General features: G+C 51.2%; 17 protein-coding genes. 9 read left to right on the top strand and 8 right to left on the bottom strand.

The genetic code is table 11. The annotated features are described in order from the left end of the window. Positions 1-6 precede the first annotated feature (6 nt). A complete protein-coding gene (locus DW896_RS18545; RefSeq protein ID WP_005837410.1) occupies positions 7-1,212 on the top strand; it encodes a pyridoxal phosphate-dependent aminotransferase in 1,206 nt (401 codons plus the stop codon). 10 nt (positions 1,213-1,222) lie between these two features. Further along, positions 1,223-2,467 (top strand): ABC transporter permease, encoded by a 1,245-nt coding sequence (locus DW896_RS18540; RefSeq protein WP_008664730.1) that lies wholly within the window; start codon positions 1,223-1,225, stop codon positions 2,465-2,467. 5 nt (positions 2,468-2,472) lie between these two features. On the opposite strand, the gene DW896_RS18535 is transcribed toward DW896_RS18540, so the two are convergent. From DW896_RS18535 to DW896_RS18495, 8 genes are all read right to left on the bottom strand, one after another. Next, on the bottom strand, positions 2,473-3,645 hold the full coding sequence (locus DW896_RS18535) for a glycosyltransferase (protein WP_119993684.1): 1,173 nt from the start codon (positions 3,643-3,645) through the stop codon (positions 2,473-2,475). Between the two features lie 29 nt (positions 3,646-3,674). Then, positions 3,675-4,322: a dethiobiotin synthase gene (gene bioD / locus DW896_RS18530; RefSeq protein WP_119993682.1), complete on the bottom strand. Its 648-nt coding sequence runs from the start codon at positions 4,320-4,322 to the stop codon at positions 3,675-3,677. Further along, a complete protein-coding gene (gene bioC / locus DW896_RS18525) occupies positions 4,322-5,098 on the bottom strand; it encodes a malonyl-ACP O-methyltransferase BioC (RefSeq protein WP_057252817.1) in 777 nt (258 codons plus the stop codon). The genes bioD and bioC overlap by 1 nt, the downstream gene beginning before the upstream one ends. After that, positions 5,083-5,772: a pimeloyl-ACP methyl esterase BioG family protein gene (locus tag DW896_RS18520; protein ID WP_057252819.1), complete on the bottom strand. Its 690-nt coding sequence runs from the start codon at positions 5,770-5,772 to the stop codon at positions 5,083-5,085. Before DW896_RS18520 ends, bioC begins: the two co-directional genes overlap by 16 nt. A 6-nt stretch (positions 5,773-5,778) precedes the next feature. Then, complete coding sequence (locus DW896_RS18515) at positions 5,779-6,969, bottom strand: 8-amino-7-oxononanoate synthase (protein WP_119993680.1); 1,191 nt, start codon at positions 6,967-6,969, stop codon at positions 5,779-5,781. A gap of 34 nt (positions 6,970-7,003) precedes the next feature. Continuing rightward, entirely contained in the window at positions 7,004-9,238 is a 2,235-nt protein-coding gene (gene bioA / locus DW896_RS18510; RefSeq protein ID WP_119993678.1) for an adenosylmethionine--8-amino-7-oxononanoate transaminase, read from the bottom strand. Then, positions 9,235-9,714: a hypothetical protein gene (locus DW896_RS18505; RefSeq protein ID WP_119993676.1), complete on the bottom strand. Its 480-nt coding sequence runs from the start codon at positions 9,712-9,714 to the stop codon at positions 9,235-9,237. Before DW896_RS18505 ends, bioA begins: the two co-directional genes overlap by 4 nt. Positions 9,715-9,858: 144 nt before the next feature. Next, positions 9,859-11,880: an LruC domain-containing protein gene (locus tag DW896_RS18495; protein ID WP_009038283.1), complete on the bottom strand. Its 2,022-nt coding sequence runs from the start codon at positions 11,878-11,880 to the stop codon at positions 9,859-9,861. A gap of 535 nt (positions 11,881-12,415) precedes the next feature. Here DW896_RS18495 and DW896_RS18490 point away from each other — a divergent pair. The 7 genes from DW896_RS18490 (at position 12,416) to DW896_RS18460 (ending at position 17,232) form a co-directional block, all read left to right on the top strand. Next, on the top strand, positions 12,416-12,853 hold the full coding sequence (locus DW896_RS18490; protein ID WP_022400566.1) for a hypothetical protein: 438 nt from the start codon (positions 12,416-12,418) through the stop codon (positions 12,851-12,853). Between the two features lie 320 nt (positions 12,854-13,173). Further along, the gene (locus tag DW896_RS18480; RefSeq protein ID WP_022400565.1) at positions 13,174-13,476 is read left to right on the top strand and encodes a DUF4248 domain-containing protein; all 303 of its coding nucleotides are present in this window, start codon (positions 13,174-13,176) and stop codon (positions 13,474-13,476) included. Positions 13,477-13,663: 187 nt separating this feature from the next. Continuing rightward, a complete protein-coding gene (locus DW896_RS18475; protein WP_005831106.1) occupies positions 13,664-14,320 on the top strand; it encodes a hypothetical protein in 657 nt (218 codons plus the stop codon). Continuing rightward, positions 14,310-15,689, top strand: a complete 1,380-nt coding sequence (gene dnaB / locus DW896_RS18470; RefSeq protein ID WP_035449314.1) for a replicative DNA helicase — start codon at positions 14,310-14,312, stop codon at positions 15,687-15,689. Before DW896_RS18475 ends, dnaB begins: the two co-directional genes overlap by 11 nt. A 252-nt stretch (positions 15,690-15,941) precedes the next feature. Next, positions 15,942-16,454 (top strand): HU family DNA-binding protein, encoded by a 513-nt coding sequence (locus DW896_RS18465; RefSeq protein ID WP_005837397.1) that lies wholly within the window; start codon positions 15,942-15,944, stop codon positions 16,452-16,454. 156 nt (positions 16,455-16,610) lie between these two features. Then, positions 16,611-16,712 carry a smalltalk protein gene (locus DW896_RS21550; protein WP_005837396.1) on the top strand — a complete coding sequence of 34 codons (102 nt, stop codon included), beginning with the start codon at positions 16,611-16,613 and terminating at the stop codon, positions 16,710-16,712. Between the two features lie 46 nt (positions 16,713-16,758). Then, positions 16,759-17,232, top strand: a complete 474-nt coding sequence (locus DW896_RS18460; RefSeq protein WP_008664709.1) for an N-acetylmuramoyl-L-alanine amidase — start codon at positions 16,759-16,761, stop codon at positions 17,230-17,232. Positions 17,233-17,909: the final 677 nt, after the last annotated feature.

Here is a 17,909-nt window from a genome sequence, read left to right as displayed (position 1 = left end):
AACCTCATGCCAACAATATCTATTCGCGGAATGGAGATGCCCGCATCTCCTATCAGAAAACTGGCTCCTCTGGCAGATGCTGCCAAGCAGAGGGGTATACATGTATTTCACCTGAACATCGGTCAACCCGACCTGCCTACTCCGGAAGTCGCGATTGAAGCGATACGGAACATCGACCGGAAAGTTCTGGAATACAGTCCCAGTGCGGGATATCGCAGTTACCGCGAGAAGTTGGTGGGTTACTATGCAAAGTACAATATCAATCTGACTGCAGACGACATCATCATCACTTCCGGTGGCTCGGAGGCGGTGTTGTTCTCTTTCCTGGCTTGCCTCAATCCGGGGGATGAAATCATTGTTCCCGAGCCGGCCTATGCCAATTATATGGCGTTTGCCATCTCTGCCGGAGCCAAGATACGCACCATTGCCACGACCATCGAAGAGGGTTTCTCGTTGCCCAAGGTAGAGAAGTTCGAGGAGTTGATTAACGAGCGCACGCGTGCTATTTTGATTTGCAATCCTAACAATCCTACGGGTTACCTCTATACACGCCGTGAAATGAACCAGATTCGCGACCTTGTGAAGAAGTACGATTTGTTCCTCTTCTCGGACGAGGTGTACCGTGAATTTATTTATACGGGTTCTCCCTATATCTCTGCCTGCCATCTGGAGGGCATTGAGAACAATGTGGTGCTGATTGATTCCGTGTCCAAGCGCTATTCGGAGTGCGGCATCCGCATCGGTGCCCTGATAACGAAGAACAAGGAAATCCGGGATGCTGTCATGAAGTTCTGCCAGGCGCGTCTCAGTCCTCCGTTGATAGGCCAGATTGCCGCAGAAGCATCGCTGGATGCCGGTGAGGATTATCTGCGCGACACATACGATGAATATGTAGAACGCCGTAAATGCCTGATTGACGGATTGAACCGTATACCGGGCGTATATTCGCCCATCCCGATGGGAGCATTCTATACGGTGGCAAAGCTTCCGGTAGATGATTCGGACAAGTTCTGTGCCTGGTGTCTGTCGGAGTTCGAATACGAGGGACAGACGGTATTCATGGCGCCTGCGTCCGGATTCTATACTACGCCGGGTTCCGGTCGCAACGAAGTGCGTATCGCATACGTACTGAAGAAAGATGACTTGAACCGCGCCTTGTTTGTATTGCAAAAAGCATTGGAAGCCTATCCGGGAAGAGAAATGAAGGATTAGGGATTAATTTATGAACTTATCTCGCTTTATAGCGTTGCGCATTTATCGCAACTCGGAGCCGGGCAAGCAAGTTTCCCGTCCGGCTGTCCTTATTGCCATGGTGGGTATTGCCCTCGGACTGGCGGTGATGATTATTGCCGTGTCCGTCATTGTTGGCTTCAAGAGCGAGGTAAGGGATAAAATCGTGGGTTTCGGTGCCCATATCCAGATAGGCAACCTGGATGCTGCACGCTCTTATGAGACGCGCCCGGTGGTGGTGGGCGACAGCATGATGGCTGCGCTTTCCGATTATCCCGAAGTGAAGCATGTACAACGCTACTCCACCAAGCCGGGGATGATAAAGACCGCCGATGCCTTTCAGGGAATGGTGCTGAAAGGTGTGGGGCAGGAGTATGACAGCACCTTTTTCCACCGCCATCTGCTGGAGGGGGAGTTTCCGCAATTCAGCGATTCCGCTTCGTCCAACCGCGTAGTCATCTCAAAGTCTCTTGCCAACAAGCTGCAATTGAAACTCGGTGACAAGATAGACACCTACTTCATCCAGGACGATGTGCGTGCTCGCCGCCTGAAGATTGTAGGTATCTACCAAACCAACTTCTCCGAATACGACAACCTATTCCTGCTTACCGACCTCTATCTGGTGAATCGCCTGAACAACTGGGAGCCGGACCAGGTGAGCGGTGTGGAGCTGGAAATACGCGATTATGACAAGCTGGAAGAAACCACCTATGAGATAGCTGCCGATACGGATGAGAATCCCGACCGCTATGGTGCCGAGTATTGCGTCCGTAATGTAGAGCAGCTCAATCCCCAAATCTTTGCCTGGCTGGGCATCTTGGATGTCAACATCTGGGTCATTCTCATTCTGATGATTGGGGTGGCGGGTTTCACCATGGTATCCGGCCTGCTGATTATCATCATAGAGCGTACCTCCATGATAGGCGTGCTGAAGTCTTTGGGAGCCAATAACTTTACCATCCGTAAAGTCTTCCTTTGGTTTTCGGTCTTCCTCATTGGGAAAGGCATGCTTTGGGGGAACATAATCGGCCTTGCGTTCTATTTCGTGCAGCGCTGGTCCGGCTTGTTCAAGCTCGACCCTGAAACCTATTACATGGCTACTGTTCCGGTATCTTTCAATATCTGGCTGTTCCTGCTGCTGAATGCCGGCACATTGCTGGCTTCGGTCCTGATGTTGCTGGGCCCATCATTCCTGATTACACGCATCCATCCGGCAACTTCCATCCGTTACGAATAAGAGAATCACTTTCTCAGAAAATCGCTTTTCTTGCGGAACAGACAGTACCATTTCCAACGTAAAGACTGTATCGGCTGCAATAGGTCGAAAGCCGGTAGTGTGAAGTAATATCTGCGCTGTTCTTCCAGGTCGTGGGCAGTCTTGTTGACAATGACTGCCTGCATGGTGAAACGGAACAGGAACAAAAGAAAAGCGACGCCTGCTGCCAGCCAGTGGAAGTGCAGAATGCCGATGACCATCACGGCTATCCAGGATGCGTGGAATGCCAGGCGGGTCAGGGTCTCAAAACCGGCCAGCCAGCGTTGCATTCCATGATACAGCCGTGCTGTGGAGGCGTAGCCTATTTTCTCTTCTTTCCAGTCCTTGGTACGCAGAAGCGGCTGCATGCGCACAATGGCATTGGCATCCGTTTCTACCCGCGTGTTCTCCGGGGTAGCCACGTGGTTGATGAACAAATCGTCGTCTCCCCGTTGCAGGTTGAGGTGTGCGGAGAATCCTTTCTGTTGGTAGAAGAGTTCCTTCCGGTAGGCCAGGTTACGCCCGATGCCCATGTAGGGGCTGCCTGCCAGGGCAAATCCCAGATAGCGCATGGAAGTGAACAGATTGTCGAATGCCGCCCGTTTGTGCAGCCAGCCTTTGCCGCGTTCGTAGCCGCTGTATCCCAGCACCACTTGGGTACGTGATGTGAAGTTGCGTGCCATCAGTCGCAGCCATTGGTTGCTTTGGGGCATGCAGTTGGCATTGGTGAACACCAGCCAGTCATATTTGCTGGCCTTGATTCCAAGCGTCACGGCCAGCTTCTTGCGGCTGATGTAACGGGAGGAATCGGGTACGAAGCTGTGGTAGAGATGGGGATATTTCTCCTCGAGGATGGTCAGGTAATCCTCGCTCTCATCGGTGTTGCCGTCGTTAATGACGATGACTTCAAATTGGGGATAGTCCTGCTCCAGCACGGCGCCCAGGTTGCGGCGCAGATTCTCGGATTCCTCGCGGGCGCAGATGATGACGGATATGGGGGGCAGTTCCTGGGTGAAGTGCGTGTCTCCCTGCTTCACGGCACGGCTGCGCGCATGAATACGGTTGTAGAGACAGAGGTAGTAGATAATTTGAATAAGGAACAGACCACCCGCCGTAGCGAGTACGATAATTTCAGTTGAATCTAATGTAAATGCTTCCATGTGCAGTAGGACGTTTATGTGCTGCAAATTTACACAATTTCCGGCACTACCTCAAACTTTGTTCCGGGAAAGTGCTTGGACAAATACTGCTTGATGTATTTCATCGTGTCTTCCTGGATAGTCTTGTCCTCTACCGTGGGATAGAGGTTGTAGAGTACCGTATCGAGCGCGATGTCCCGGTTCTTGATGGCTTCGAAGCTCAGCAGGGTGTGGTTGATGCTGCCCAGCTTTCCGGAGGTGACAAAGATAAGCGGGTACTGCTTCTCCGCAATGTAGTCTATCGTCAGGAAATCTTCGGTAAGGGGAACCATCAGACCGCCGGCGCCTTCTACGAGCACGGTATCATAGCGATGGGAAAGTTCCCTGGTGGCACGCTCTATTTTTTCGAAGTCTATCGGGCGCTTGTCTATGCGGGCGGCGAGGTGGGGGGAGCAGGGGTAGGAGAATATCTCGGGCATGGTCAGCCCCTCTTTGTCTTCCGGCAGGTAGCCGGTTCCGGTGAGGCGGCGGTGCAGGTCGATGTCCTCGGAATGGCCGGTGTTGCCGGTCTGGATGAACTTTTGGGTGATGACGCGCAGGTCGCGTTGCATAAGCTCACGGGCATACCAGGCGGTGCAATAGCTTTTTCCGGCATCTGTATCAATGCCGCTGATGAAGTAGATGTTTTTTGTTTCCATTATTTTGTTTTTTTTCGTGCGATGATATAAATGGGGTGATAGGTCAGGTTTACGTTGCCTGCGGCATCACTGAACCGGGTTGTGTATTCTTTGCAGAAGGATTGCAGGCGGCTGCGCGTCCATATCCTTTTTTCCGTTCCCGTCACTCCGGTTTGCTTCAGATGCTTCAGCACTGCCTGAGGGGTGGGGAAGGGCAGGGTTACTACCTCTTCCTCGGCATGGAGAATATCGAAGTGGGGAGACAGCAGGGCTTGCAGCTCCTCAACGGAGAGATAGTCCAGCCCATGCCCCGTCAGTTGGCGTATTTCGTGCATGTTTGTGGTGCCGAAGGTGCTGAAGGCAAGCAGGCCGTCTGCCACCAGTGCTTGGTGGCAGCGGGTGAAGAAAGCACCTGGGTCGTTGAACCATTGTAGGGTGGAGCACGAGGTTATCAGGTCGGTTTCTCCGGGGAAGTCGATGGCTTCGGCATCACCGGGGACGAACTGCACGGTAGTGCCGTCGCAAAGTTCCTTGACGCACTCTTCCATTTCCCGGCACAAGTCGTTCAGCAGCAGGGTTTCCGGTTGCAAGGTGTGGAGGAGGATACGCGAGTAGCTTCCCGTTCCGCAGCCAAACTCTACGACACGGCGGAAACGTGTGTATGGTTCCTTTATGAGCTGCATCATCTTCTCGGCGACTTGTTGCTGCACGCGGGCCTCCCGGGTATAGGTATTCCGGGCTTTGGCAAAGCGGGAGGCTATCAGTTGTTTGTCCATCGGGTTCAGTGGCTTGTCCATAGGTCTTGCAGGTAATGTCTGAATAACTCTTCCTGATAGTGGGCATCCTCCGTTTGCAGCACGGGGGTGCCGAGTGTTTCCCAGGCTTGCAGCTGGTTGGCTGGTGGAATGATGCGGTCGTTGCCTCCCGTTACTGCCTGCTGCCAGTGGAAGGTGGCAGCAGGCAGTGTGTGGTACATCTTCTCAATCTCCGTCAACTCATCTCTCAACTCTTCCAGCGGACGGCGGGGAGTGATTTCCAGGAAAGCTTTGAAGGCTGCTCCGTTGGCGCACATGCGGCGGAGGAATTTGTGCAGTGAAGCCCCGGTCAGTCCGTCCAATGTCCCGTGGTAGATGGCGGGTGGAATACCCATATGCTGGTCTATGGGGTAGGGTGTTCCGTTGATGGCGATGCTGTTTGCCATATGGATACCTTCGCCGGACGTACCTGGCGATGAGAGCTGTGGCATGGTCTGCGAAGCCGCCCATACCCCCATAGACCAGCCGATGAGGTTGATTTCGCGGTATTTTTCCAGTCCGGAGGCGTCAAAATCCAGTGTGCGGTAGTCATAGCACACCATGAAGTCGCTGGCTGCCGGACGATACATTTTGAAAGGAGTCTCATCGGCTCCCCAGCCGGCAAAGAACAGCAATAGCCGGGGATGATGTTCGTGTATAATGTAACTTTGTTTCATCTGTTTTTAGAATCGTATAGCGTTAGTATTCTTCTCTTCCTTTAGGGGAATAAGGGGGATCAGTTCTCCAATCTCATCTTCCCGTATGTCCGCTGTCAATGAGAAGCGGATGCGTGATGTTCCTTCGGGCACCGTGGGCGGGCGCACCGGCAGTGCATAGAACCCATGCCTCTGCAGCAGCTCTGCACACAGCACGGTGTCGGCACTGGGGCCGATAATCAGTGGGACGATATGGCTTGCGCTGGGGCATCCGTACCCTTTGGCTTGTAATGCTTCGCGCAGCGTCCGGCCGATTCTTGCCAGATGCTCGCGGCGGTTCTGCATTCCGGCAAGTTTCCGCACGATAAACAGTGTCCAGGCAATACTTGTCGGAGGCAATGCCGTGGTGAAGATGAAGGTTCGCATCCGGTTGACGAGATACTCGCGTATCGTCCGGCAGCAGGCGATGTATGCGCCGGCAGACGCCGCTGCCTTGCCGAAGGTGCCCACGAGGAAATCTATATCCCGGATGCATCCGGTTTCTTCGGCGCAGCCCAGACCGCGCAGTCCCCTTACGCCGAATGCATGGGCTTCGTCCACATAGAGCAGTACGTTGGAGTATCTTTTTTTCAAACGCACCAATGCCGTGAGGTCGGCTTGGTCACCGTCCATGCTGAAGATGCTTTCTGTGACGATAATCAATTGCCGGAATGTTGCATGGTGTTGTTCCAGCAGGCGTTCCAGTTGTACCAGGTCGTTGTGGCGGAAGCGGATGCAGCGTGCGGTGGATAGGCGGATGCCGTCGATGATGCTGGCATGCACCAGCTTGTCTGCCAGTATCAGGGTTTGTGTATCGCTCACGGCGGGTAGAATCCCCATATTGGCATGATAGCCGCTATTGAGCACCAGTGCTGTCTCTGTGCCGAAAAGTGTGGCGAGTTCCGTCTCCAGCTCTTCGTAAATCCCGAAGTTCCCCGTCAGCAGGCGGGAGGAGGAGGAAGTCGGCAGGAAGGTGTCCGGTGTCAGTGTCTGCAGGAATTCTTCCTTCAGCTGGCGGTCGGCAGCCAGACCCAGATAGTCGTTGGACGAAAGGTTCAGCATATGCCGGCCATCGGCTACAACCGTGCGTCCCTCGTGTGTCAGTTGCGGCAGGCGGCGCAGGTTGCTGTGTTCTTTCAATGTTTGCAGCTCTTGCTGCATATAGTTAGTTACGTTCATAAATTCTTGATATAATAATTTTCCCTTTATCCTCTCAATTCATTTCCTGTATAATTTTCATCAACCCTCCCGTCAGCTTCCTCAACTGTTCCGGCTCTATAATGAACGGAGGCATCAGGTATACCAATCTTCCGAACGGGCGTACCCAGATTCCCTCCTCAACGAAGCGTTTTTGCATCCACGCCATGTCTACGGGCTTTTTTGTCTCAATCACCCCGATGGCTCCCAGCACACGTACATCCGTCACTTGCGGTAATCGGCGTGCCGGTTCAAGCTCTTCTTGCAGTTGCCGGCTGATGCGAGTCACCTTGCCTTGCCAGTCGTATTCGGGCGAGGTCAGCAGCTTCACCGAAGCGCACGCTACGGCGCATGCCAGTGGATTCCCCATAAAGGTGGGTCCGTGCATAAACACCTCCGGTGTATGGTTGGAGATGGTATCCGCCACTTCATTCGTCGTCAGTACGGCAGACAGCGTCATGTATCCGCCCGTTATGGCCTTTCCTATGCACATGATGTCCGGTTCTACACCCGCGTGCTCCCAGGCAAAGAGTTTTCCCGTCCGTCCGAAGCCCGTGGCTATCTCATCGAATATCAGCAGCAGGCCATGTTCCTTGCATATCTGTGCCGCTTCGCGCAGGTACTGGGGGTGGTAGAACCACATGCCGCCAGCGCCCTGCACCACAGGTTCGAGGATAAGCGCTGCCAGTTCCTCGTGATGCTCCTCTACCAGTTTCCGCAGTTCCACCGTATCCCGTTCATCCCATTCGCCGTGGAAGCGCGAGCGCGGCTGCGGCACGAAATAGCGCATCGGCAATGATGCCCCGAACAGCGAATGCATGCCCGTCACCGGGTCGCAGACAGACATGGCATTCCATGTATCCCCGTGATAGCCCGAACGGATAGTCACAAAATTGTTCTTCTTCGCCTTTCCCTTGCCATACCAGTACTGCACGGCCATTTTCAAGGCCACCTCTACTGCCACCGAGCCCGAGTCGGCATAGAATATCTTCTGCATGGACGGCGGGACAAGCGGTAGCAGCAACTGGCCCAGTTCAATGGCAGGGTCGTGTGTCAGCCCTCCGAACATCACATGCGACATCTTGCCCAGCTGTTTCTCTGCCGCCCGGTTCAGTGTAGGGTGGTTGTACCCGTGGACGGCGCACCACCACGACGACATTCCCTCTACGAGTGTTTCTCCGCTTTCCAGGGTGATGGTGGCGCCTTCGGCATGCTTCACCTTGTACACCGGTAGCGGGTTGGTGGTGGAGGTATAGGGGTGCCATAGGTGCTCTCTGTCGAACTGCGAGCCGCAGAACCGGTATCCGGCATCTTCTATCAGTACCTTGTCTTCTGACACTTTCGAGCCGAGCGTTGTCAGCAGGTCGCCCACGATGGCGGAGTTGATGCCGATGTGTAGCGCTTGCTTTACGGCCTCCTTGCTCAGTTGCGAGCGTCCTCCGGCAAAGCGGAGGAAAGCCGTCGGGTTGATGAAGCGGAAGAGGGCGATGGTGGTCAGTATTTCCTCCTCGCTGAGTGGTGCCTGCCGTTCCAGCGGTGTGCCGGGGATGGGGCTCAGGAGGTTGATGGGGATGGACTGTACTTCCAGCTCGCGCAGTGTGAAGGCGAATTCGATGCGTTGCTCCATGCTCTCGCCCATGCCGATGATGCCGCCGCTGCAGATGTCCATGCCTACATTGCGGGCGGCTTGCAGGGTGCGCAGCTTCTCTTCCTGCGTGTGCGTGCTGCACAGTTGGGGAAAGTAGGAGGGGGCTGTCTCCAGGTTGCAGTGATAGCGGGTGATGCCTGCGTCGTGCAGTGCCCGCATTTCGTCTTCGTTGAGCAGTCCCAGTGATGCGCACAACTGGATGGACGAGTGCCGGCGCATGTGCCGGGCGGCTTCGCACAGTTTCTCCATGTTTCTGGAGGAGGGCTTCCGTCCACTGGTCACCAGCGAGAAACGTGCCACGCCCTGGGCTTCATTATGCCGGGCATGCCGCAGGCATTCTTCTTTGTCCACCAGGTCGTACACGTCTGCCTGGGTTTTGTAGTGCGACGACTGTGCACACCACTTGCAGTTTTCCGGGCATCGTCCGGACTTGGCATTAATGATGGAGCACATGTCAAACTCCTCCGAGGCCAGGCCCCGGGTTATCTCGTGGGCAGCTTCGTATAGCGCTTCCTTGTCGGGTTGCACAGCCAGCCATTCGGCTTCTTCCTTACTGATGTGGCTGCCGCGCAGCACTTGTTCCTTCAACTTCTGTAGGGTCATATCTTTCTTGGGTTAAGTTCGTGGATAAAGACAGAGGTACGGATTGCCGGGGCGGTGCAGCTTGTCACTCTGCTGCATGGCTTCCGGTAATCCGTACCTCTTGTTCTCTTTTGTTTTAGGCTATATGTGTCTTGTCTGCCCGTATTCCCGCAGGGGCGGATGACTTGTGTTTCAAAAAGAATGTGCCGGTTCGTTCCCAGCTCCGTGAGGATACTTGTCAGGGCGCTGCTGCTACCCAGCGGAATGCCGGTGTCGGTTTCTCTTCCTTCCGTTTCCCCTTTCCAGGCACTCTCTTCCCCGCATCCGGCATGTCCTGCGGTTCCCGCAGCCTTCTGTTTGGACAGAGAGCTGTCTGCCACGTTTTTGCGCAGGCAACCGATGGTGACACACCGCCCTATGCTGGCAAATGCAGCGTAGGCTTTTCTGCTCCAGCGGCGAAAGCGGATGGTAGGTGCGGCGGGTGATGTATTCCTCATGTTTTTCAGCCTGATACGGTTTTGTTTCCTTTTAACGGATGCAAATGTAGAAAAAATAATTTCATAACGGTAATGCTCATGCATGAAAAAAGCCGTGCAAATGCAACTATTGCGCGGCTCTTCTTTAAAGAATGTCGTAGGATTTCACTCTTTGGACGACTGGTAGTAGAGATACCAGTCATTATTGGTGGCGCCATTGGACTCTACCCATTTGGCGAAATCGGGATACTCCAGGTCGATGCGTACGGTTTCCTTTGCCGGAGTGAACCGGATGGGGCCTTCCGTGCCGGTTGTGGCCGGCAGCATGATGGCGAATGGATATTTGCCGTCCTTGTTGATGTAGTAGGCATCGTCTTCGGCTCCGATTTGCTCTGCGTTGGCTTTACCGGTCGCTTTCTTCTTGGGCAGATGCACTTCTGTCCGGTTGTCGGCTCCGGCTGTATACTGGGCAATGATGAACGGGTTCAAGTCGCTCTCCAGATTCTTCTTAGGCAATGTGTTGTCTGCAAATGTACGGGTTACGGTAAATTCGTTGCCCTGCACAGACTTTGCATCGGGGAATAGGATGACAGAAGAGGTCTCTGTTTCATCGACTGCTCCGGCAGGCAGTTCTATGCTGCCTCGCTGGCTGGCCACATATTGCACGGCAAATGCGTTGGAGTATGTGGCGGCACCACTTTGCTGTACGGGTACAAAGGTGTCTTCCACCTTCAGCACATAATTGTTGCTGTTGAATGAAATGGCCCGTTTGTGTTCGATAATCACGTCGTTCAAGTCATAGTCACCGCCATTGGGCCAGATGTCTTCGTAGGCATACGTGCGGTAGGTTGTTTCGGAGCTCGTCACCGTAGGCTCTTCCGGGTCTATGACCGGACGGTCCGGGTCTTGAATGGCTTCATTGGGGTTGGCATCGATACAGAACAGTATGTCTTCGTAGCTGGTATCATCGCCATCTTCTACTCCGTAGACTACCGTGCCGTTGCTGGTGGAGAGGGAGATAAAGCGAGCTTGTTGGCCTGCATATATCTTGTTCCATTCTTTATTGGAATATATATAATTTATAGAGTAGTCGATACCTTTATTGGGGGTATATCCATTGGGGATGATGAAATATCCTATGGTATATCCTGCCGGGAATTTGGTGGAGACATTACCGTTTTCGTCCTGATACAGAAGTTGTATTTTTGTATTCTTCTGTATGGGAGCGTCATATCGGGAATATTTGTTACCACTTCCAGACCATCCGGTATACGGGTCGTCTCCTGCAATGGATGCATTGGGAATGATAATGAATTTGTCTACCTTGTCAGGGCTGTTGGGAATTTCATTGGTCTTGTAGTAATAATAGCCGATGGAAGTCAGGTAACCGGCACGTTCGGTCAGGAAGGTCAGATACAGTTCTGCATCGGTAATCGTTACGTGTTGTCCCTGGTTGTTGATATATGCTTGGGCAATGGTGGTGTTCACATGCTTTGTATCGCTCACCAAAGCTCTGTTGTCCAGATTGCTGGGTTTGCTGTCATAACCTTTCCACAGTGTGTGTTGTAACTGCTTTAAAGTTCCGTCATTGAAATTTCCCGTAGTTACAATGTCATTATTATCAATAATCTCACCGTGAGATTGTCCCCATCCAACGATGGAGTATACCCGTTCCTTCCTATCCTTTAGGTCGATAGTCAGGTTGGATTTTGCACGTGTCATGGCAGCTGAGCGAGTGTTGGCATTGTCCTCGGTCATATCTACCACCACTTTGCCGTTTTCCACATCCGCTTCCACACACATGGGGGCTCCCCAACTTTGTGAGATGATATATACCTTTTCTGTCGCTTTGGGCAGTTCTACGTTGCCGGTGAAGCGTCCGTCTGCATCTGCAAAGATTTTAAAAACCGCTTCGCCGTTGATGGAGTAGAGGTTGTTTGTCTGATAGGTGATGGGGTCTTCTGTAAACACCTCTATTAATGCGCCTCCTGCGATTTTTCCATAATTCACGTCAAAAGCTACCTGGGCTGTTGTTGCAAAGTCAAAGTATTCGCTCTCCGGCTTTAGTTCTGTTTTTCCACGTTCGGGATTGTATAGGTCTTTTTCGGTACATCCCGTGAATATGCTGCAGGCAATTGCTGAAATGAGGGTTGCAGCACTAACTTTCGTCATAAGTCTAACTTTCATATTTTTATTGTTGTAGATTGCTTGCTTGTTTGTCTTATGAACGCTGTCTATATCACAACCGCCACCCACTTCACAGACGAGTTGTAGATACTACATTTTCTCGAGCGCTTTTTTCATGTTGCAAATATAAACATAGTATTTATAATCTACAACTTTTGGGGTTTAAAAACACTTTTGGTGGGTTAAAAAGTTGTATAAAGTGAATTGATACTAATTGGATGAATCGAATGGTGCGGGCATAAAAAAAGGCTATCTATCCCAGACAGCCAATCTTTTGTTAACCTTAAATCTAATACTATGAAAAACACATTGCAAATGTACGTGTTTTCTGATAATCTCCAAATTTGCAGTAGATAATATCATGTTTTATAACAAGACTTAATGGTCATTAAGAACTTTATCTGCAATATTCATCGTACATTTGCTCCTGATATATCATCCGTTTGCCCTTTATGCATTATGCATTCGGTGCAGACGGATGATGTGTTTTCGTGAACTTATATACAGACAAACAACTATAAAACATACATTTATAATGAAATCAATCCAGAACAAAGGAATAAACCTCACCGCAGAAGACCTCAAAAATCGAATCGCTGACAGAAAAGAACGATATGCCAAGCAGCAGGTACGACGCGAGAAATTGGAACAAACCATGGAGAACACCCGCAATGACATCGAGCAACTGGAGTATACCCTTGCACAGATGGAACGTACCGCCAAGCGCTCCCGTAATGCTGCCGTACAGCCTTCCCGTTTTGTTCCCCGCGAGCATATCGCTAGCTTCTTTGCCCGTGTTTCCCGTTTTTTCGACCACCTTCAGCACCGCTTGCACCGTAGCTTGAACTATACTTGGTTCTGCCTTGTGCTATGCTCCCGATATACTTTTCAGAGCCGCCTGAAAAGCGTGGAACGCTGCTGTCTTACACCGGCCACGGTGCTGGGGTACTTCAAGAGGGAGAGGGAGATGTAACCAGTGACTTCGCTCTTATGGTAGAAGCAGCCTTAGGGATTAGTGCGGAACTTCTCGTTAATAGGCAGGCGAGATATAATATGGCTGTCTCTCTTAAAGAAAAATCGCTGACCGATAAGTTGCATGAAATACACAAAATGTGTGCTTTACTATTATAGTATGAAAGTGTTGCTTTTATCAATAAGACAGTGAGGGTGTGTCATCAACCGTTTTGACACATTCATTTTTCTTGAGCAAGTTTTCTTATTGCCACTCGAACTTTCCCAGTTTTCCCTCCCATTCTAACTTTGCAACATGTTTTATTAATAAATATATGCAAAATGATAAAAGAACAAAGTTTTGAATGGCTGCTCGAGGGATGCCATCGCATTGCAGATGTGGCAGTGGCCTATTACCCAAACTACGCGTATGCCTGCTCGGCCGTAAAGGCCCTGCGCCGTTCCATTGCGGAACACGCTTGCCTGCTGAAGGATCTGACGGACCAGGGCTATACCGCCAGGACTGCCCACCTCACCCCCGTACAGATAGGCATCCTCCTGAGCTACTGGGGGATGCCCGACCACGTGAAGGATATGGCCGTGAAAAATCCGTATCTTCTGGTCTCTAAAAAATATGCGAAATAGAGAATGTATTTCTAATACATTCTGATTATTTTAGTATATTATTATATAGGGTGGTGGAGGATGAGGTGAAACCCTCTCTCGCCACCTTATGTATTTCATTAATTTTTAGCCGATTCTAACTGCTTATTTGTATCCCCCTGGCTGGTCCCTTACCTTTGTCGCATTATCGAATTAAGAATAGACAAAAATGGAAAAAGAAATGAGACCCATGACAACGGAGATGCTGAAGAAAGGCTATCTCCTCTTCCCCAAAGCCTTGTTTGAGGAACAAATGAATATGAAAACCGGAGAGAAAGCCGCCGATGCCTTCGAAGCCTTTGTCTTTGTGCTGACACACGTCAACTACAGCACGGTGACCTGCAACGTCAGGGGACACCTTTTCGACTGTGTACGTGGCGAGTCCGTACTTTCCCTGGCCCGCTGGATGGAGATATTGGGGTGGCCTCGCAACCGTACGCGCTACTTCTTCAACAAGATGTTCGACGCCGGCATCGTGGAGCGGGTGGCCAACCCCTACGTGATGCACATCCGTATCCCCGATTATGATTTCCTTACTGGCAATGCCCGTCCTAAAGCAGCCCCGCGGAAGAAGAAGGCAGCGCCGGTGGCTGGGGTGGGAGAGGACTTCTGCATCTTCTGGGAAAAGTTTCATGACATCACCGAGCATCCCAAAGTAAACATCGGCCGGGCCCGTCGCGAATGGAAAAAATTGACGGCAGGCGAGAAACAGCGGGCACTGGACAACATCGACGAATATTACGACCATCTGAACAACCAAAAATATTGTAAACAAGCCGCCACCTATCTGGCGGACAAATCTTTTGAAAATGAATATGATGACTGAAACTACTTTTTCCCACGACAGTGACCTCGAAGAAGCTGTCATCGGTGCCTGCATGATAGAGCGCGCTGCCATGCCTCTGGTGGCGGACAAACTTCGTCCCGAGATGTTCTACGAGGAGAAGAATCTGGAAATTTTTGCCGCCCTGCAATCGATGTATCGCAGCGTGAAGTCCATAGATACCATCACGCTGAAGAACGAACTGGCAGCCCGTGGCAAACTCGATGCCGTGGGCGGGCCTTACGAACTGTTACGCATCAGCTCGAAGGTCAGCTCCAGTGCTCATCTGGAGTATCATGCGCTCATCCTTAGGCAATTGCACACGCGGCGTATCATGCGTACGGGATTCCAGCAACTGCTGGCGTTCAGTGCCGACGAGTCGATGGATATTGACGACATCCTGGTGGAAGCCCATCGACTGCTGGAGGGGCTGGAGGACGAGAGCGGCGTAGCCGACCACCTTCGCTCCATAGACCGGCTGATGGACGACACGCTGGCCGAGGTGGAGCAGCGTATGGAGCACGGATGCAACGGCATTACGGGTATCCCTACGGGTTTTGACGCTCTGGACCACGTTACGGCGGGCTGGCAGCGCGGCGACTTGAACATCCTTGCTGCCCGTCCGTCGGTGGGGAAGACGGCCTTTGCCCTCCACCTAGCCCGTGCCGCTGCCATGGCGGGGCGTCATGTGGTGGTCTTCAGCCTCGAAATGCAAGGCGAGCGCCTGGGAGACCGCTGGCTGCTTGCAGCTACGGAGGGGGTAGACCCGCAACACCTGCGTAGCGGTCAGCTCACACCCGGCGAGGTGAGGCAGGTGCATGAGGCGTCTGCCGAGTTGTCGCGGTTGCCCATACTGATAGACGACCATCCGATGACGAGCATGGACCGCGTGCGTTCTTCCGCCCGCCTGCTGAAGAGCAAGAATCGCTGTGACATGGTGATTGTGGACTATCTGCAACTATGTGACATGAGGAGTGACCAGAAAAACCGCAACCGCGAGCAGGAAGTGGCGCAGGCAAGCCGCAAGGCAAAGCTGCTGGCCAAGGAGCTGGATATCCCCGTACTGCTGCTGAGTCAGCTGAACCGGGCGAGCGACGGTAGCATAGACCATCGCCCCACCCTGAGCAACCTGCGCGAGAGCGGCGCCATAGAGCAGGATGCGGATATGGTAATGCTGCTTTGCCGCCCTGCCCTCTACGGCAAGACCGTCGATAAGAAGAGTACTTATCCCACCGATGGCCTGGGTATCGTCATCATAGCCAAGCACCGTAATGGCAAAACCGGTGAAGTCTATTTCCATCATAACCAAAGCATGACAAAACTGGTGGACTACATACCACCATTGGAGTGGCTGACGAGGAATGCAAAGTGATGGATGGAAATTTATAGAATACAGAGACACAAAGACACGGAGATTTTTCTTATTGCTTGAAAAACTCTGTGTCTCCGTGTTTTTTGTAGTAAAAAAAATGGCAAAACACTTGACTTCCGCTTCTTAATGTTGTATCTTTGTAATGTGCTTAAGAAAAGGAATAATCATTGATTCGGGCGCCCTATCCCTTCCCTTACCCACTTCTCTCTTATAACTCATTTTTCTTAACTTAAACCTTAACTTTTTAAATTTATGGATGTAATTGTAGAGCGCTTCCAGCGCCGTAAAATCGTGAGCAACCCGGCTTCGCCCATGTTGTACTATCTCCGTCAGAAACCCAAGACCTGCGGCACCGTGGACATCGATGTCCTTGCCGCCTCCATTCAGAAAAACTGTGCCATGACGAAGGGCGACGTGAAGCACGTCATCGAAGCCCTGGTGGAGGAGATTCAAGGCAACCTTGCCAATGGCGACAAGGTGAAGCTGAACCAGCTGGGCACTTTCCACATGACGTTCCGCTGTCCCGGCATGGAGGCCTCGGACAAATGTACGGTGCGCAATATCTCGAAGGTGAATATCCGCTTTATCCCCGACAAGGAGCTGAAGCTGGTGAACGGCAGTACCGCCGTGACCCGCAGCCCGGCGAATGTGGGCTTTGTGCTCGACAAGCCCGAGGAGGGCGGCTCCGGCGGCGGCAATCAAGGCGGTGGTTCCGGAGGCGGCTCCGGCGACGACGGCGACCAGGGCGAAAATCCGCTGGGATAAAGAAGGAATGATTAAGGGTTAGTGATTAATGGTTAATGAACACAAGCAAATCGCTTATCGCTAATCAATCCCTAATGATTAACCATTAATCATTAGCCCTTAATCCTTAATCACTAATCCTTAACCATTAATTCTTAACTATTAATCCTTAATTTTATGAGTACAAAATCATCTGTTTGGGATAAGATTCTGAAAGTGATAATCGCTGTAGCCTCCGCGCTTATTGGTGCCCTGAGCGCCCATGCCATGACAGTGTAGCGGGTTTCCTTCACTTTTAATTTTTAATTTCTAATTTTTAATTCTCATGAGATTCATCAATCTTATCGTCGTCCATTGTTCCGCCACCCGCTGCGACCGCTGCTATACGGAGCACGACTTGACGACAGACCACCTGCGCCGGGGCTTCTCCGGCGCAGGCTATCATTTTTATATCCGCAAGAACGGTGACATCAAGTCCCTCCGTCCCTTGGCCCTGCCCGGTGCCCATGCCCGCGGTTGGAACGACAAGAGCATCGGGGTCTGTTACGAAGGCGGTCTTGACGAGTGTGGTCGCCCTGCCGATACACGCACCCCTTTCCAAAGGCACTCCCTGCGTGTGCTTGTGTTGCTGTTGCTGAAGGATTATCCCGGTTCCCGGCTGTGCGGTCACCGCGACCTGAGCCCCGACCTGAACCATAACGGGGAGATAGAGCCGGAAGAGTGGGTGAAACAATGTCCCTGCTTTGATGCGGCGACTATACTGACAGAACCGCCACCACCCAATCCGGCATGCTTATAAAATGTTTTTATTCTCTTTCTTCGTGCTCTTCGCGCGCACGTATATATATAATGTATAGTTATTTTCTCTCTTTTTCCTTTCTTCAAAATTGTTCATGCGAAATGCATTTATGAATCAGTAAGTTACAAAAAAGTTTCATTTTTATTAAAAAAAATGATAGATATGTTTGGCTTGTATTGTTAAATCCTATACCTTTGCACCCGCTTTCCAAGAGAAGGAAAGTGGTAAGATTGAAATACTGAAACAGAAGTGTGGAAGGTGACACAGAGAAATAAAAAGAGATAAAAATATTTTTCGAAAAACATTTGGAACTTATTAATAATTCTCCTTATCTTTGCAGTCCGACTCGCAAAGAAAAAGAACTTTTCTTGTTTTGCTTTTCTTATCCTTGTTTAAAGGATTTGAAAATACAGGAAAGAGAAAAATGAAAAAAAAACTTCCGAAAATATTTGGAAGATATGCTTTAAAGTTCTTACCTTTGCATCCGCTTTCTGAAAAGAACAGCAATCGTGAAACGAGCGATCTTTGAACAGATTTACATAAACAATACAAGTAGTACAAGAGCAGGTGCTTCGCAAATTAATAATTGGAAACTAATGATTAAGGCGCGTCGTACCTGGGTAAAACAAAAGAACCGTCAATACCTGTTTTATATAAATAGGTAAAGATAAACTTTT

This window comes from Bacteroides sp. AM41-16, from assembly GCF_003603495.1.
Classification (GTDB): Bacteria; Bacteroidota; Bacteroidia; order Bacteroidales; family Bacteroidaceae; genus Bacteroides; species Bacteroides uniformis.
Note: the sequence above shows the minus strand (reverse complement) of the source record. Positions and strands in the feature narration are given on the sequence as shown.

Excerpts from the sequence above, each read along its gene's own strand:
- DW896_RS18545 (WP_005837410.1), top strand. The coding sequence starts at position 7 with ATGCCAACAATATCTATTCGCGGAATGGAGATGCCCGCATCTCCTATC.
- DW896_RS18540 (WP_008664730.1), top strand. The coding sequence starts at position 1,223 with ATGAACTTATCTCGCTTTATAGCGTTGCGCATTTATCGCAACTCGGAG.
- DW896_RS18535 (WP_119993684.1), bottom strand. The coding sequence starts at position 3,645 with ATGGAAGCATTTACATTAGATTCAACTGAAATTATCGTACTCGCTACG.
- bioD (WP_119993682.1), bottom strand. The coding sequence starts at position 4,322 with ATGGAAACAAAAAACATCTACTTCATCAGCGGCATTGATACAGATGCC.
- bioC (WP_057252817.1), bottom strand. The coding sequence starts at position 5,098 with ATGGACAAGCCACTGAACCCGATGGACAAACAACTGATAGCCTCCCGC.
- DW896_RS18520 (WP_057252819.1), bottom strand. The coding sequence starts at position 5,772 with ATGAAACAAAGTTACATTATACACGAACATCATCCCCGGCTATTGCTG.
- DW896_RS18515 (WP_119993680.1), bottom strand. The coding sequence starts at position 6,969 with ATGAACGTAACTAACTATATGCAGCAAGAGCTGCAAACATTGAAAGAA.
- bioA (WP_119993678.1), bottom strand. The coding sequence starts at position 9,238 with ATGACCCTACAGAAGTTGAAGGAACAAGTGCTGCGCGGCAGCCACATC.
- DW896_RS18505 (WP_119993676.1), bottom strand. The coding sequence starts at position 9,714 with ATGAGGAATACATCACCCGCCGCACCTACCATCCGCTTTCGCCGCTGG.
- DW896_RS18495 (WP_009038283.1), bottom strand. The coding sequence starts at position 11,880 with ATGAAAGTTAGACTTATGACGAAAGTTAGTGCTGCAACCCTCATTTCA.
- DW896_RS18490 (WP_022400566.1), top strand. The coding sequence starts at position 12,416 with ATGAAATCAATCCAGAACAAAGGAATAAACCTCACCGCAGAAGACCTC.
- DW896_RS18480 (WP_022400565.1), top strand. The coding sequence starts at position 13,174 with ATGATAAAAGAACAAAGTTTTGAATGGCTGCTCGAGGGATGCCATCGC.
- DW896_RS18475 (WP_005831106.1), top strand. The coding sequence starts at position 13,664 with ATGGAAAAAGAAATGAGACCCATGACAACGGAGATGCTGAAGAAAGGC.
- dnaB (WP_035449314.1), top strand. The coding sequence starts at position 14,310 with ATGATGACTGAAACTACTTTTTCCCACGACAGTGACCTCGAAGAAGCT.
- DW896_RS18465 (WP_005837397.1), top strand. The coding sequence starts at position 15,942 with ATGGATGTAATTGTAGAGCGCTTCCAGCGCCGTAAAATCGTGAGCAAC.
- DW896_RS21550 (WP_005837396.1), top strand. The coding sequence starts at position 16,611 with ATGAGTACAAAATCATCTGTTTGGGATAAGATTCTGAAAGTGATAATC.
- DW896_RS18460 (WP_008664709.1), top strand. The coding sequence starts at position 16,759 with ATGAGATTCATCAATCTTATCGTCGTCCATTGTTCCGCCACCCGCTGC.